The 16014-nt window shown below is 45.8% G+C and carries 17 protein-coding genes; 10 read left to right on the plus strand and 7 right to left on the minus strand.

From position 1 onward, the window contains the following. Positions 1–3 precede the first annotated feature (3 nt). From ccoO to uspE, 9 genes are all read left to right on the plus strand, one after another. On the plus strand, positions 4–615 hold the full coding sequence (gene ccoO / locus C9J03_RS12105; RefSeq protein WP_039461218.1) for a cytochrome-c oxidase, cbb3-type subunit II: 612 nt from the start codon (positions 4–6) through the stop codon (positions 613–615). 9 nt (positions 616–624) lie between these two features. Next, positions 625–798 (plus strand): CcoQ/FixQ family Cbb3-type cytochrome c oxidase assembly chaperone, encoded by a 174-nt coding sequence (locus tag C9J03_RS12110; RefSeq protein ID WP_039461220.1) that lies wholly within the window; start codon positions 625–627, stop codon positions 796–798. Positions 799–803: 5 nt separating this feature from the next. Beyond that, positions 804–1784 carry a cytochrome-c oxidase, cbb3-type subunit III gene (ccoP, locus tag C9J03_RS12115; RefSeq protein WP_044623358.1) on the plus strand — a complete coding sequence of 327 codons (981 nt, stop codon included), beginning with the start codon at positions 804–806 and terminating at the stop codon, positions 1782–1784. Between the two features lie 120 nt (positions 1785–1904). Continuing rightward, entirely contained in the window at positions 1905–2396 is a 492-nt protein-coding gene (locus C9J03_RS12120) for a FixH family protein (protein WP_039461225.1), read from the plus strand. After that, complete coding sequence (locus C9J03_RS12125; RefSeq protein ID WP_044623359.1) at positions 2393–4786, plus strand: heavy metal translocating P-type ATPase; 2394 nt, start codon at positions 2393–2395, stop codon at positions 4784–4786. Before C9J03_RS12120 ends, C9J03_RS12125 begins: the two co-directional genes overlap by 4 nt. Continuing rightward, entirely contained in the window at positions 4779–4988 is a 210-nt protein-coding gene (gene ccoS, locus C9J03_RS12130) for a cbb3-type cytochrome oxidase assembly protein CcoS (RefSeq protein ID WP_044623360.1), read from the plus strand. Before C9J03_RS12125 ends, ccoS begins: the two co-directional genes overlap by 8 nt. Continuing rightward, positions 4978–5655 (plus strand): sulfite exporter TauE/SafE family protein, encoded by a 678-nt coding sequence (locus C9J03_RS12135; RefSeq protein WP_044624491.1) that lies wholly within the window; start codon positions 4978–4980, stop codon positions 5653–5655. Before ccoS ends, C9J03_RS12135 begins: the two co-directional genes overlap by 11 nt. Before the next feature lie 75 nt (positions 5656–5730). Then, entirely contained in the window at positions 5731–6486 is a 756-nt protein-coding gene (locus C9J03_RS12140; RefSeq protein ID WP_039461230.1) for an FNR family transcription factor, read from the plus strand. Positions 6487–6759: 273 nt separating this feature from the next. Then, a complete protein-coding gene (gene uspE, locus C9J03_RS12145) occupies positions 6760–7701 on the plus strand; it encodes a universal stress protein UspE (protein WP_039461232.1) in 942 nt (313 codons plus the stop codon). A gap of 594 nt (positions 7702–8295) precedes the next feature. Here the strand turns inward: uspE and C9J03_RS12155 are convergent. The 5 genes from C9J03_RS12155 to C9J03_RS12175 form a co-directional block, all read right to left on the minus strand. Next, the gene (locus C9J03_RS12155; protein ID WP_044623362.1) at positions 8296–8571 is read right to left on the minus strand and encodes a hypothetical protein; all 276 of its coding nucleotides are present in this window, start codon (positions 8569–8571) and stop codon (positions 8296–8298) included. A 203-nt stretch (positions 8572–8774) separates the two neighbouring features. Continuing rightward, positions 8775–9686, minus strand: coding sequence for a LysR family transcriptional regulator (locus C9J03_RS12160; RefSeq protein WP_044623363.1), 912 nt, complete (start codon positions 9684–9686; stop codon positions 8775–8777). A gap of 133 nt (positions 9687–9819) precedes the next feature. Beyond that, positions 9820–10362: a mobilome CxxCx(11)CxxC protein gene (locus tag C9J03_RS27290; protein ID WP_044623364.1), complete on the minus strand. Its 543-nt coding sequence runs from the start codon at positions 10360–10362 to the stop codon at positions 9820–9822. A gap of 203 nt (positions 10363–10565) precedes the next feature. Further along, on the minus strand, positions 10566–11459 hold the full coding sequence (ttcA, locus tag C9J03_RS12170; protein WP_044623365.1) for a tRNA 2-thiocytidine(32) synthetase TtcA: 894 nt from the start codon (positions 11457–11459) through the stop codon (positions 10566–10568). 346 nt (positions 11460–11805) lie between these two features. Continuing rightward, the gene (locus tag C9J03_RS12175) at positions 11806–12981 is read right to left on the minus strand and encodes a D-alanyl-D-alanine carboxypeptidase family protein (protein ID WP_044623366.1); all 1176 of its coding nucleotides are present in this window, start codon (positions 12979–12981) and stop codon (positions 11806–11808) included. Between the two features lie 310 nt (positions 12982–13291). On the opposite strand from C9J03_RS12175, the gene C9J03_RS12180 reads away from it, so the two are divergent. Continuing rightward, positions 13292–14776: a carboxypeptidase M32 gene (locus tag C9J03_RS12180; RefSeq protein WP_044623367.1), complete on the plus strand. Its 1485-nt coding sequence runs from the start codon at positions 13292–13294 to the stop codon at positions 14774–14776. 53 nt (positions 14777–14829) lie between these two features. Here the strand turns inward: C9J03_RS12180 and C9J03_RS12185 are convergent, their stop codons facing one another. Together C9J03_RS12185 and C9J03_RS12190 are read right to left on the minus strand one after the other, a co-directional pair. Then, positions 14830–15525 carry an RES family NAD+ phosphorylase gene (locus C9J03_RS12185; protein ID WP_231580666.1) on the minus strand — a complete coding sequence of 232 codons (696 nt, stop codon included), beginning with the start codon at positions 15523–15525 and terminating at the stop codon, positions 14830–14832. After that, positions 15525–15932, minus strand: a complete 408-nt coding sequence (locus tag C9J03_RS12190) for an MbcA/ParS/Xre antitoxin family protein (RefSeq protein WP_231580667.1) — start codon at positions 15930–15932, stop codon at positions 15525–15527. Before C9J03_RS12190 ends, C9J03_RS12185 begins: the two co-directional genes overlap by 1 nt. Positions 15933–16014 lie beyond the last annotated feature (82 nt).

Here is a 16014-nt window from a genome sequence, read left to right on the forward strand (position 1 = left end):
ACAATGGCTAATAATCGTCATGAAATTGTAGAAAGAAATGTCGGCCTTCTTGCGATCCTTATTGTGATTGCGATCAGTTTTGGTGCCTTGGTGGAAATCACTCCATTGCTCTACCAAGACCAAACTACTGAGCCGGTTGAGAACCTTCGTCCATATACTGCCTTGGAAATGGAAGGCCGTGATATTTACATTCGTGAAGGCTGTAATGTCTGTCACAGCCAGATGATCCGTCCTTTCCGTTCGGAAACCGAGCGCTATGGCCACTACTCTGTAGCCGGCGAAAGTGTTTGGGAGCACCCTTTCCTTTGGGGTTCAAAACGTACCGGTCCTGATCTAGCTCGCGTTGGCGGCCGTTATTCAGATGACTGGCACCGTGTTCACCTTCGCGATCCTCGTGCTGTGGTTCCTGAGTCAAATATGCCAGGCTTCCCATGGCTGGAAGAGAATGTGCTGGATGGCAAACTGACATCGAAGAAACTAGCAATCTTCAAGGATCAGTTTGGTGTGCCTTATACAGACGAGCAGGTGGCGAATGCCGGCGAGGAAGTGAAAGGCAAGACTGAGATGGATGCAATCATTGCTTACCTCCAGTCACTCGGTCACGCAATGAAATAAGGGGGCACCATGGATATTGGAACCATTCATAGCATTTGGACACTGATACTGTTCGGTAGCTTTATTGGTATTGTCCTTTGGGCTTACAGTAAACGCCAAAAATCTCGTTTCGATGAGGCTGCAAACCTGGTTTTTGCAGACGAAGAAAAAGATTTGGCAACGCGTGAGAATGACAGGAGTTAGGAAACATGACTACGTTTTGGAGTCTATGGATAACAATCATCACGCTAGGTACCCTAACCGGTATTGCTGCCCTACTAATCTGGTGTAGCAAGGACAAAATGGGTGTTGAAGATGGTGAGGATATGGGACATGAATACGACGGTATTCGTGAGATCAACAACCCACTGCCTAAATGGTGGTCCTACATGTTCTGGGGCACCATTATTTTCGGCCTGCTTTACCTATTCCTATTCCCAGGTTTGGGTAACTACAAAGGCTTCCTAGGCTGGCAGAGCTCAGATCAAACAGTTCGCTCTATCGAGGAGTCTAAATTGGCAATTGCCAATGCCCAGAAAGAGCAACGTTTGAACCAGTACGCAAAAGAGCTGGATGATGCCCAAGCGCGTTTTGGCGAGACCTTCAAGACACTGGCATATGATGGTTCTGGTAATACGCTATTGCCAATCACGCAGATTGCTGAAAGTGAAGAGGCTATCAAAGTCGGTCAGCGCTTGTTCTTGCAGAACTGTGCTCAGTGCCACGGCTCAGACGCCCGTGGCCAGCTTGGCTACCCTAACCTAACTGATGGTGCTTGGTTGTACGGTGGTGAAGCCGAAACTATCAAGACAACCATTATGGAAGGTCGCCAAGGTGTGATGCCAGGTTGGATTGAAACGCTGGGTAAAGATGGTGTGACAGAAGTAGCTAGCTATGTGCTAAGCATGTCTGGACGTAGTGTCAATGCCAAAGAAGCGGCGGCTGGTAAGCAGAAGTTTGTAGTTTGTGCTGCTTGTCATGGTACAGACGGTAAAGGTAACCCTGCATTTGGTGCGCCGGACCTAACGGATAACACTTGGCTATACGGTGGTTCACGCCGTGCTGTGGAAGCAACCATTGCGCACGGTCGCCAAGGTGTGATGCCAGCGTGGAAAGATATTTTGGGCGAAGAGAAAGTCCAGGTAATTTCTGCTTATGTGTGGAACCTAAGTCAAGACACAACAAAGTAACAACTCAATCAACACTCGGTTACAATTTGTTCAATTAATTTGTACAAATATCTGAGACTTAACGACTAGCCCCTGTTATCTTCAGGGGCTAAATCCCTCTAAGCGACATAGGTAATCAATATGGGTAAACCTTGGTATAAGCAGTTCTGGCCATGGTTCGTTTTTGCCATTCCTGCTACTTCAATTGTTTATAGCCTGACAGCTGTCTATATCTTCTCTCAGAATAAAGTCGACCTAGTCGCTGAAGACTATTACAAGAAAGGCAAGGCGATTAACCTCGACCTATCCCGCCTTCGCGTCGCCGATGCCTTAAACTTAAAAGCGCAAGTTGCCGTTAGTGACAAAGACATCAACGTTTTTTTCAATAAAGGTGATCTAGATAACTATCCAAATTTGCGTGTGACATTCACACACCGTACTCTAGCTAATAAAGATTTTACTCAAATGGTGAGCGCCGATTTATCAGGGACTTATCGCTTTGAATCTCCAGAGGTTATTGAAGGTCCATGGTTTGTTGAGCTAGAACCATTTGATGGAGACTGGATGTTACAAGGACGTGTTAACCTGCCAACATCCGACCCGATTTCGCTGTACGGGCAGATTAAGGAATGACGAAAGACTGTTATCACTGCGGCGATCCTGTTCCACAGGATTGCCATCACCATGTAGAAATTCTTGGCCAACCTCGTGAAATGTGCTGCCCAGGTTGTGAAGCCGTGGCACAAACCATTGTTGATAGTGGCCTCACCTCTTATTACGAGTACCGCACTGCACCGGCAGAAAAAGCAGACTTGGTACCACAGCAACTACAATCACTCCTCCTCTATGATCATGACGAAATCCAGCAAGAGTTCGTTCGTGACAACGAAAATTGCAAAGAAGCATCGCTTTCTCTCGATGGTGTATCCTGTGCAGCCTGTGCATGGCTGATTGAAAAGCAGCTGATGCGTGAGCCTGGTGTTGTGTCGATCAAGGTCAATACAACCACTCACCGAGCTCTTCTGGCTTGGGATCCTGACAGCGTCAAACTCAGCCATCTTTTGGGTGTTATTCACCGCCTAGGTTATAAAGCGGCTCCTTTTGAAGCAGACGCTCAAGAACAGCAGTACCACCGCACCATGAAGGGCTACCTCTATCGTCTTGGAATTGCTGGAATCGCCACTATGCAGGTGATGATGCTGGCAGTAGCGCTGTATTTTGAAATCTTTGGTGATTTAGATGCCGAGTTCAAAAACTACCTTCGCTGGGTAAGTTTGATTTTCGCTACACCGGTGCTTCTCTATTCTGCGCTTCCTTTTTATCTCAACGCATGGCGTAACCTGCGGGCGCGAACCCTAGGGATGGACGTCCCTGTTTCCATTGCCTTGTTGTTCGCATACGTCGCCAGCCTTTACGCTACGGTCATGGAAAAAGGCGAAGTATTCTTTGAATCGATTTCGATGTTTACATTCTTCCTTTTGCTTGGGCGTTTTCTCGAGATGCGAGCTCGTCGCCACGCTGCTGCGGCCAGTGCTAACCTGCTCAAGCTTGTTCCTGCAATGGCCACATTGGAAGATGGCTCCCAGATAGCAGCAAAAACACTGAAGGTCGGTGACGTTGTCACGGTATTGCCAGGTGAAAGCCTGCCTGCGGATGGGGAGATAGTGAAAGGCCAAACGGCCATTGATGAATCAATGCTAACCGGTGAGTCAATGCCGGTTACCAGAACCGTTGGCGATGCGGTTTTTGCCGGAACGATCAATGGCGATAGCCACATTACGCTAAAAGTCACCAAAGATCGGCAGAACTCGTTAATTTCCAATATCGTTCGCCTCCAGGACGAAGCACAGAGCTCCAAGCCCAAAGTGGCAGAGATTGCAGACATTGTCGCCCGCTATTTTGTTGCGGCCATCTTGGTTATTTCAGCGGCTACCTGGCTTTACTGGTACCAGCACCGCCCAGAAGACGCCCTCTGGATCACGCTGGCAGTATTGGTTGCAACCTGTCCGTGTGCCCTTTCCCTTGCAACGCCTACAGCGCTCACCTGCTCAACGTCTAGCTTGGGACGACTGGGGATCCTGTTACGCCGTGGTCATGTATTGGAAACCCTGTGTAATGTTAATCAGATCGTGATTGATAAAACGGGTACCCTGACAGAGGGGAATATTCGGCTCGTAAAAACACAGGTCTTCAATAACCATAGTAATGAGCAGGCCCTAATCATCGCAGCTGAATTGGAGCGTTTTGCTAATCACCCAATTGCCCGCGCATTTTCAATTTACCGCGAAGAGGTTCCCCTATTCAGTGATGTTGAGAATGTCATCGGTAGTGGCCTAAAGGGATCGCTAGATGGTAACGAGTGGCGAATTGGTAAAGCAAGTTTTGCCCTAGAGCTGAATCCCGATAAAGAGCAACTCCTTGCTGGGTGTGACAACCGCTTTCAGGTTTGGCTAAGTTGCAATGCTGAGTTAGTCGCAGGCTTTATGTTGGATGATCCAATCCGTGAAGACAGCCCTGAGCTTATCAAGCAATTTCAGGCCCAAGGGATGCAAGTTACGATGCTGACAGGCGATCATTCTGCATCAGCCAAACTTGTGGCTGATAAATTGGGTGTTGATCACCTTGAAGCCGGCGTCTCTCCGGAAGGTAAGCTGGATTACCTGAGAAGCCTAGATAAAGATAAAGTTGCCCTAATGATCGGTGATGGTGTTAACGATGCCCCTGTACTCGCTGGTGCACACCTTTCTGTCGCTATGGGTGGAGGCACGGATATAGCCAAATCATCGGCTGATATGGTATTACTGGGTGATCAGTTATCTCGCATTTTGCGTGCTAGAAAGCTGGCACAAAAAACGCGTAAGATTATCCGAGAAAACTTGGCTTGGGCGCTTGGTTACAACTTGATCATCCTGCCCCTAGCCGTCGCAGGTTTTGTGGCCCCTTATATCGCGGTCGTAGGCATGTCTGGCAGTTCTATCATCGTTGTTTCAAATTCTTTAAGGTTATTAAAAGAAAATGGCTAGTCTTTACTTGTTAATCCCAATCGCGATTGTCTTCGTATGTATAGCCGTAGGGATTTTTCTCTGGGCTGTTCGTAGCGAGCAGTTTGAAGATCTTGAGCGACAAGGATACGACATTCTGTTTGATGAAGATGAGTCAAAACCAACCGAAAGCACTACGGAAAAGCCTGCATCTAAAATAAGTGGTTCCCATGGTGAGCGTTGATTTTTATGCTGCTTTCATCATAGGCCTGATGGGGGCTGGCCACTGTTTAGGGATGTGTGGAGGTGTTTCTGCTGCTATCACCCTGGGCATACAGAACAATCAACAGTCTTCACGTTGGCCATATTTAGTGTTATATAATTTCGGCAGAATCGCGTCGTACATGATTGCCGGTGCGATTATCGGTGGTGCATTTGCAAGCTTGGCAAACTATGGTGGGCAAGCTGCAGCTCTAGCATCACTGCGCTTGCTTGCAGCGGCTATGATGATCTTGCTTGCGTTATATATAGGCCAATGGTGGCATGGTGTCAGCAAAATCGAGGGGTTGGGTAAAGGTCTATGGCGATATCTATCACCGGTAGCCAAGAACCTGCTACCTTTACGTACCCCATTAGCCGCTATCCCCTTCGGCGTGGTTTGGGGGTGGTTACCATGCGGATTGGTGTACTCCACATTGAGTTGGGCTGCCGTTGCAGGCAGTGCCACATCAGGTGCTGCCGTGATGCTGGCCTTTGGATTGGGTACATTGCCTGCTATGTTCGCGGTAGGTTCAATGGCAAGTCACCTGCAAAAGTGGCTTAAAAATCTTTACTTTAAGAGAGTGAGCGCCTTGCTGTTATTGGCCTACGGGGTTCATACTGGTTATATCGCAATCAAACAAATAATGTAGGCTTTTTTAATACTCGTCATAATGATTCATATTATGTTAAAATATTGACCTACATCAAATTGGTTAGACAGGCTTATGATTTCAGACAAACTAACAACCAAACGTATCCAATCAGGCGGATGTGCGATCCACTGTCAGGATTGCAGCATCAGTCAGTTGTGTATTCCATTTACGTTGAATGAGTCTGAGCTAGATCAGCTAGATCAAATTATCGAACGCAAGAAGCCCATCCAGAAAGGCCAAGAGCTTTTCAAAGCCGGTGATGAGCTAAAATCGCTATATGCAATTCGTTCGGGTACCATCAAGAGCTACACCATTACTGAGCAAGGTGATGAGCAAATCACTGCCTTTCACTTGGCCGGCGATCTAGTCGGTTTCGATGCTATCAATGAAATGATGCACCCGAGTTTTGCCCAGTCTTTGGAAACGTCGATGGTATGTGAAATTCCGTTTGAAATTCTGGATGATCTGTCAGGGAAAATGCCAAAACTTCGTCAGCAAATCATGCGTCTGATGAGTAATGAGATTAAAGGTGATCAGGAAATGATTTTGCTGCTCTCCAAAAAGAATGCCGAGGAGCGCCTTGCAGCCTTCTTGTACAACTTATCTCTTCGTTTTTCACAGCGCGGCTTCTCTCCGCGTGAATTCCGCCTTACGATGACACGTGGTGATATCGGGAACTATTTAGGCCTAACCGTTGAAACAATCAGCCGTTTACTCGGCCGTTTCCAGAAGTCTGAAATGTTGAGTGTCAAAGGTAAGTACATCACGATCCTTAACCACGAAGAACTAGCGAAGCTTGCTGGTGTAAACAAAAACACCATCGCTTAAGTTAATCGCCTAAGTGAATGATTGTAAAAAGTGATACGCGAGCCGTATCACTTTTTTTATATTAATTTCATACCGTCACTCCCCTATTCTTTCCCTTTACGTTACAGTTATTAGTATCCAAAGACGCTTTTTATGACATATTCATAACAAGAACTTGATTTGGGTAAAATAACTCTGAATGTTTCTCTGCCCAAAAGCGACAGATTGATATCATTCCTTTGAGGGAACAGAGACTGGTTTAGATGCCAACACGGTTAGTGTAAGGGGGCAGTTATGACCAAGTACAGCAATATCCTCGTTGTTGCCGATCCTGCACAGGATCATCAACCAGCATTGTCTCGCGCTATACACCTTGCTCGTCGCTCAGACGATGTAAAAATTACCCTTTTCCTTGCAATCTATGACTTCTCCTACGAGATGACCTCGATGCTCTCAGCAGATGAGCGCCAGGCGATGCGCCGCGGTGTCGTGATGCAACGAGAAGAATGGCTCAAAGATTTAATCCGTCCTTACACGGACGACGGTTTCAACATCCAGCTCACGGTTGTCTGGCATAACCGACCTTATGAAGCCATCATTGCGGAGATCTTTAGCAACCACCACGACCTGCTCATCAAAGCAACCCATGATCACGATAAAATTGGCTCGGTGATTTTCACCCCTACTGATTGGCACCTGCTACGCAAGTGCCCTTGTCCAGTACTGATGGTGAAGGATCACATTTGGCCAGAAAACGGAAAAATCCTCGCAAGCGTGAATCTTGCCGCTGATGATGAAACTCATGAACAACTTAACGACGCCATTGTCGAAGAGGCAAAATCCATCGCCGATCTGCTCGGGGCTGAAGTTAATTTGGTGAATGCGTATCCTGCAACCCCAGTTAACATCACGATTGAACTGCCAGAGTTTGACCCGGCTTCTTATACCGATGCCGTCAGGGGGCATCATCTTAAGTCTATGAAAGCTCTTCGTCACAAGCACGGATTACCCGAAGAGCAGACCCATGTTCTTGAAGGGTTGCCTGAAGATATTATTCCCCAGGTAGCGGAAGATATCGATGCAGAGCTAGTGATTTTAGGAACAACTGGTCGAACTGGACTGTCTGCAGTTTTCATTGGTAATACTGCTGAACATACCATCGACAGTCTAAATTGCGACTTGCTAGCACTGAAGCCCGAAGGCTATATCAGCCCTTTGAGCCCTAACCTGCCTTAACTAAAAAAGCCTCGTAAGAGGCTTTTTTATAACGACTGTCAGGGATTAGCCTAGTGTGTTTCAATGGGCTGGACCGGTTGTACCTGGTTACTAGGTGGTCTTTCTTCGGCATCTGCAAGTTTTTTCAAGAACGATGTTATGTAAAGCTCATTACGAATCTTATTGCAGTATGCATGGCTGATGTTTCGACGGTTCCACTCACTGGCAATAGCAACCCGTGTATGCGTGGCTCGACGTCCAAAGGCGTAAGTTTCGCAAATTTCAAGGTTGGTCATTTGCTGAGGTGTTTTGGTCACAGTACTGCTGCGCATACCTAGCTGCTGGGATTGAGATGAAGAGCAGCCTGCCAAGATAGATAAGCAAAGTGCAACAAGCGCTGTTTTGATAGGCTTTGAGCGGCGAATCATGGATGGTATAAGCATAATATTGATTTATAATGATTTGTTGTCTTTCGTCATTATAACCGATTACAACTTACATCCAATCTTAATTAGTCTCTTTGCTGTGAGCCTGCAGCATAACATCAATTTTTGCCGATAAAAAAAGGGCTGATGAGCACACATCAGCCCTAAAAGGATTCGATTTTGGGGGGAGTTAGTTAGCAGTATTGTAGTGGTATTCAAATACCGACTTGCTTGAATCATGAACTTGGCTATCGCCAACATGGCCTGCAGGCATCGATGCATCACCGGAAGTGGTTAGCTGGGCTTGAAGCACACTCATCGCTGGTGTATCAACCTGCTGGACGAGGTGTGTTGCTGGCGCACTGCGTTCACCGGCTGTTGATAGGTGATAGTCAAGTACATCGTTTGCCATAACCTGCGAAGACAGAACCAAAGCGCTGATGATAACGAAAGCTGATTTTTTCATAACCTACCTCTGTGTGTATTATCAGTCCCCTCTGTCCTTGAGAGTGTTGAGAAATTTTTCAGTGAGTTTGAACTCCCTCACTTGATGTACACATTGTATGGCGGCTAGTGCCTGAAACCCATGGCAGAAATGGATTAGTGAAATATCAATTACGCATCTCTGAATGAAAGCTTAATACCAATTTGCTATTTCACTTTCACTCATTATGGCGTTACTTTGATCTCCTTGAGCAGCTGCTCTATCCAGCGATACTTTTCAGTATTCCAGTGCTTCTGGTTATAGGCGATAACAATATCCATAATGTCACGTCGAAATGCATGCCCCTGCTCATCCATCTCAACGAATTGGTATTTCTTTTGGTCGACGATATGATAAAGCTCGCGCGGGGCGATAAATAGCATATCTTCACTTCTAATAGCTTGCAGGATCGGTATGGCGTGCTGGCTACGAAATGCTGGCTTAACATTCAAATTTACATACTTTCTTACCAGTTCCATTTGTTCATTAAACCCTGGCACTACCATACCGGCCCAGCGGTAGTTATCCAGCTCTTCAATGGGAATCGTCCTGTGCTCCTCAATGAGCCCGCGGCGGCAGATAAAACCAAATTGGCTCTTGGCAATATTCTTCTGGTAGATAGTTTTTGGTGTCGTTAAAGGCTGGTAAGTGATCGCCAAATCGCAACGGTCATCTTGAAGTTGGCTTATGGTGCTGGAACCAAAGCTATATAACTCAAGTTCAACTTTTGGGCAATAACGATTAAATAAGTGGTATATCTCAGTTCCATAACTCTCAATCAAGAAACCGTTAAGTGCTATTCGGAACCGGCCTTCCATTTCAGCAGGGTTAAATTGCTTGCTTTCTAATGCTTTCTCAAGTTGTGTATAGATCCCTGGCAATACAGCAGCTAGCTCTTCTGCTCGAGGAGTTAATTTAAGTCCCCGATTATGGCGAACAAAAAGCTGATCATCAAACGCTTCACGAAGGCGCCCCAGCGCCCTACTCACTGCCGGTTGGCTGGTATCCAGTTTGTCTGCTGCACGGTGGGTGTTTTTCTCTTCCAACAAGACGAGGAGAACCTTTAGCAGATTCAGATCGAGATGATTAAGGTTCATTGATTTCCCTCTTGAAGCAGATACGATTATGGATGAATGTTTTGCTTATTGGGGATATTAATCTGATAACGGGATAAACTCTAGGCATTCAACTACGCAATGATAATGAATAGCCAGGAAATCTTAGTTTAAGCTAAAACTTTCCGCATAAGTCACAATTGGATGCGTTCATGTCTTTTGGCTTTAGTTGGCACGAGGAACAAGCTTGCGAGAACTTTATCAAACTCTGGCGATAACCATATCGCTTTTCCTTTGCCGATATTTTGTAAGCATGCTCACCTGAAAATTGTGCATGATAGTCATTTCTTATGTCGGATAAAACACGACTTGAAATGGTGTCATTGCTATCAATGAGTGCGGATAATCTTTCTAAAATTGAATTACTTGTGGTCAAAGCTTGGATAGCGTAGTGGTATTGATCATCCGATTGGGTCATCAGGGACCAAATGCAAAGAAATAATTGAGTCAATAATACAATGGATGTGATAATAACCATTGTTGCTATAATGATGAAGCGTTGACTGTTTATGAATACGACCAGCATGATAAGTACCGGAGACGCTATGCCGCATAGGGTTATTATGTAGCGAAGACGTTGTAGTCTGGTTTTTCTTCTTTCAAAGATTTTTATTGCTCCGTAAGTATAAAATCTCATCTCCATTAAATGAACTGGCATACTTACCTCATGACATAATCAACATTCGATAATAAGCATATTATAGTTTTTTAATTATTACTTACTAAATCATATTGATTGAACATAAAGATACTATGCGACTTTTTGTTCATCGCGTTGATACTTTTAAGATGAAAAAGATAATTTACAAAAATCGGTATAAAAAAAGGGAGAATATCGTTTATTCCCCCTTTTCCTATTGATTAGATGTTTGTCACATCAATGAACATAGACTCGTCAATATTCGTAGACGAAACAATGGCTTCACTGAATTGGTACTCTTCTCTATCACCTTCACGATCTAGTGGAAGATTCACAAAGTCAAATAGCTCTCTATCAGCCAGTTGGCTTGGGCTAACGTTCTGAATCGACTTGAAGATACTCTCGACACGACCCGGCGTCTTCTTGTCCCAATCAATCAGCATTGCCTTAATCGCCTGACGCTGCAAGTTCTCTTGCGAGCCACATAGGTTACAAGGAATGATTGGGAATTCCTTGTGCTCTGCGTACTTGATCAGATCTTTTTCTCGGCAGTATGTTAGAGGGCGGATCACAACGTTACGGCCATCGTCAGAACGTAGCTTTGGTGGCATCGCTTTAAGGCGCGAGCCGTGGAACATGTTCAAGAACATGGTTTCTACGATGTCGTCCAAGTGGTGACCCAAAGCCAGTTTAGTCGCACCAATTTTCTCAGCAAACGAGTACAAGGTACCGCGGCGCAAGCGAGAACACAGACCGCAGGTTGTTTTGCCTTCCGGAACCTTCTCCTTAACGACAGAGTAGGTATCTTTGTCGACAATGTAGTACGGAATATTGAGGCTTTCAAAATAGTCCGGCAGGATATGCTCAGGGAAACCCGGCTGCTTCTGATCAAGGTTTACTGCGACAACTTCAAACTTGATCGGTGCGGCTTTTTGAAGATTCAATAGGATATCTAACATCGCAAATGAATCTTTGCCACCACTGATGCATGCCATCACAACATCATTTTCTTCAATCATGTTGTAATCAATAATGGCATTACCAACATTCCTTCGAAGACGCTTCTGAAGTTTGTTGAACTCAAGTGTTTCTTTTCTAGTATCTGTTTGATTCATTGCGATTTCTCACACTACCGATAGTACCGGCTGTTGATTTCCTGATTGGATTTTCGTAAGGCGTGGATTATACGGATTTTTTAAGCCAGTTGAAATATTTGTCTGCGACAGAAGCTAGCGCTCGATACGGCCTGATATGCAACCAGTAATTCATACTGCGAGGGCTACGCACCACAAGCAACTCATGGCACCACTACTTCCGAGCGCGCCTAGTTACTCATCGGACTCTTTAGATTCTGATTGTTTTGAAAAAAAGCTTTTTATTATCATTGATTTATAGGGTCTTTACAAAAAAGCCGCATCAAACTGATACGGCTCTCTACTCTTTGACTACTAGGGCTATCGGTTACTTAAACAGGCCAATAAAGAAAAGCTTGATGTAATCAATCAAACGGCTGAACAGCCCACCTTTTTCAACGGATTCCAGCGCAACCAGAGGCACTTCAGCAACGTCTTTACCATCTACCTGGTAGAAAATCTTGCCGACAATTTCCCCTTCATTGATCGGTGCTGTCAACTCAGATGTCAGTTCTACGGAAGCCTTCATCTTGCTCACGTCACGGCGTGACAAGGTCACGTATGTATCTTCCATTGTGCCCAGCGAGATGGTATCAGTATTGCCCATCCACACTTTTTCTTTAATCAGCTCATCACCTTGTTTATGCGGAGAAACCGTTTGGAAGAAGCGGAAGCCATAATTCAGTAGCTGCTTACTTTCTGCCTCTCGGGCTTTCGGGCTGCTCGATCCCATTACAACCGAAATCAGACGCATGTCCCCTTCGGTTGCAGAGCTCGCAAGGCTGTAACCTGCCCCACCCGTATAGCCGGTTTTCATACCATCAACATTAAGGCTACGGTCACCTAGCAACCCATTGCGGTTTCGCTGAGTAATGTTGTTATAGGTAAACGACCTCTCGCTGTAGATTGAATAGATATTTGGCAAGTCATTAATCAAGGCCCGGCCCAGCAACGCGATATCATACGGTGTCGAATACAGCTTATCGCTATCAAGGCCGTGCGGGTTTGAAAAAGACGTGTTGTTCATATTGAGTTTTTTGGCCCAAGAGTTCATCAGGCTAACAAACGCCCCTTCTGAACCCGCAACATGCTCTGCAATGGCAACACTGGCATCGTTGCCTGATTGAACAATCAAGCCACGATACAAATCCATCATGTTAACCTCAGTGTTAACCTCAATGAACATTTTTGATGAGTCCGGGAAGTTCCTGGCCCAAGCATTGCGACTGATCACAACAAGATCATCTTCACTAATGTTGCCGCTTTTCATTTCCTGGCCGGCCACATAGCTAGTCATTAGTTTTGTTAAACTTGCCGGGTTAAGTTGCTCGTGGGCATTCTTCTCTACCAATACCTGACCTGTATGGTAATCCATCAATACATAACCTTTTGCCCCCAGAATCGGTGCATCAGGAATGACTGTAGGTGCAGCAAAGGCAGAGGCCGAAAGACAGAGTGTACCTGCAGTTAAGGTGCGAAAAGTGTGTTTCAGTTGTATTTTCATTTTTCTCGCCGTCGATGGTGTCATTGGGAGCAGTATATCTAACCCAAGCATGAAATCTCGTATGCTTTACGAAGTCTTACGTTATTGTAAAATCCGTTACAACTGGGCATTTAAGTTAGCGTGTTTTTTAACCCAAGATATAAAATTTTGAGCAAGATTTCCTGCTTAACTTCGCGTATTTCGATGCTAAATGGATTCAAACAAGACCGGAACCTAAGTATCAAGGCATGGCGGATGCGCTAAAATGCCGTTAGGATGGAGTAACGAGGCATTTTCTCAGGCAGAGATGAGTCAAATTAAAGGAATGACAATGACTTTCTATCAAAAGTTAGTACACCATAATCAAAAGATTTCGCGGCTAGAACACCTCGAGGCAATTTGTTCTTGGGATCAGGCGGCAATGATGCCTGAAGGCGGAAATTCCGCCCGCTCAGAGGCATTGGCGGAGCTTGCCGTTATCAAGCATGAACTATCCATCGCTCCTTATCTCGGCGAATGGTTTGAGCAAGCCGCTACTGAAGAGCTGGCTCCAGATGAAATAATCAATCTCCGAGAAATGAAGCGTAGCTGGCAACAAGCCAATGTTGTCCCGGCCGACCTGGTAGAAAAGAAATCACTGGCCTGTTCTCGATGTGAACATGCCTGGCGCACCCAGAGAGATAAAAATGACTGGCAACGTTTTTGCCAGAATCTGAAAGAGGTAGTTGAACTCACCAGGCAGGAAGCGCAAATTCGTGCTGAAGCGACCGGCCTTAGCCGCTATGATGCCCTACTCGATTTGTATGAACCTGGTATGACAACCGTTGAGCTTGATGAACTCTTCAGTGAGGTCAAAGGCTGGTTACCAGGGCTCATCAAGCAAATCATGGAACGCCAAAGTCAGGATGTCATCATGCAGCCTGTTGGACCTTTTCCTGTTGACCAGCAGCAGGCATTGAGTCACACATTGATGGATCGGCTGGGTTTTGACTTTAACCATGGCCGGCTCGATAAGAGCATTCACCCTTTTTGTGGGGGCGTGCCAACCGACGTACGTATTACCACGCGCTATGATGAAGCTGACTTTACATCGGCATTGATGGGCGTTATCCATGAGACGGGGCATGCCCGTTACGAACAAGGCTTGCCTGAAACATGGGCAGGTCAGCCTGCAGGCAAAGCCCGCTCAATGGGTATTCATGAATCTCAGAGCCTGTTTTTTGAGATGCAATTATCCAGAAGTGAGCTCTTTATTGACATTTTGGCACCGCTGGCCGCTGACTTTTTCCACCGTATTGATGACCCTGCTCTTTCCCCTGAAAATCTCACCTTGCTCAATACCCGAGTAAAGCCCGGGCTTATTCGTGTTGACGCTGATGAAGCGACCTATCCAGCACATGTCATTCTGCGCTACGAGATCGAGCGCGATCTGGTCGAGGGAAAAATTGAAGTCGAAGATATTCCTGAACTGTGGGACAAAAAGATGTCCGAGTACTTGGGAATATCAACCAGGGGGAATTTCTCAGACGGATGTATGCAGGATATTCACTGGCCTATTGGTGCGTTTGGCTATTTCCCTTCCTATACTCTCGGTGCCATCTATGCGGCGCAGTTTATGGCGGCGATAAAAAAAGAAATGAATGTTGATAGCTTAATTCGTGAGCGCAACCTTCAACCAATCTTCAACTGGCTTGATCGCCATGTCTGGAAACGTGCATCGACAGTCTCCACAGATCAGCTACTGATTGACGCAACCGGCGAAAGACTCAATGCCCAGTATTTCAAGCAGCACCTTGAACAGCGCTATTTGAAATAACGCCTTGTCTGATAATAAAAAGCCGCTAAACATAGCGGCTTTTTTGTTCTGATTCACATCAAGCTCAATTCAAGCACCGAATTGACTGAATCTCCATTCCATTTGTAGGTAAAGTGTCGGCTTTGGCACACCTTGGTTACCAGTACCGGTTTAAACAGCACATAACAGTCATGCCCCTGGTGGCGAACGGACTGATAGACAATGCCATCGCCTCTTGACGATTTGACTTCGGTTGCCAACGCTTGTGAGTGGGCATAATTTGTCGGGTGGTACAGCGGCGAATCGAGCAGATGCCGTTCACGTAAATCCACCAAGTCAGCATTGAACCATGCATCGATGCAGCGCATCTGGATATCCTGCGCAGGCTCGTTGGTATAGCCCATCACTCTTTCAATATGATGCACCGTCTCTTTGATTGCAGTATTCACTTCGGGTGACGCATAATAGCCGCCAAAATCAGAAGTATTGAATCTGGCACCATCGGGATTCACGTGGGTAAACGCTGCCATTACATAACTGCAATGAGGGATCCCTACCAACCTTTCTTCTGGAGGGATACGGCCAAAATCTCCGGTTTCCTCTGCTAGCCTGGGATTCGTAATTGCCTCAATCGCAAAAATAGCTTCCAGCTGCTCTGGCTCAGCCACGTCTTCATACAGGTTTATCGGCGGGTATTTAGATGGGATCAAACGATAACAAAGTTGTTCATAAAAAGACGATCTAGCCATTTCTTCAATATTGATGTCCATTAAGATTGTCCACCACGCCATGCATTCAATCGCGCTGCGACTTGGTACAAGTCAACCACTTTGCCCTGACACATAATTTCCATTGCCGAGCGGCCGGCAAAGAAAGGATGGTTATTGGGCTTTTGCACCCAATTATAAACACTCTCTTCTGCAGTAAACATAATACGTAGGCACTTATGAATGTTTAGTATATAACTCATTCTTTCCAAGAGGTCCTTTGACACTTTGGCAGACTCGGGATGGGTTCGATACTTATTCAGTGTTGAGCGGCTGGTTAAGCCAAGCAGAGCCATCTGCTGATTTTGGCTGCATGACCACTTATCAAGAATGTTGAATACAACTGGCAAAACGGTATTGCCCGCCTGTGCAAGTTGCTGGTATTGGGTTGCTTGCGCTGCATTCATCATCGCTTCTCCATCTGTCTATATATGGACAAAGTTAGCACAAAAGAACAAAAACAACCACCCGTTCTTGATAGATGTTGTATCG

It is taken from the genome of Photobacterium gaetbulicola (assembly GCF_003025515.1).
GTDB classification, from domain to species: Bacteria; Pseudomonadota; Gammaproteobacteria; order Enterobacterales; family Vibrionaceae; genus Photobacterium; species Photobacterium gaetbulicola.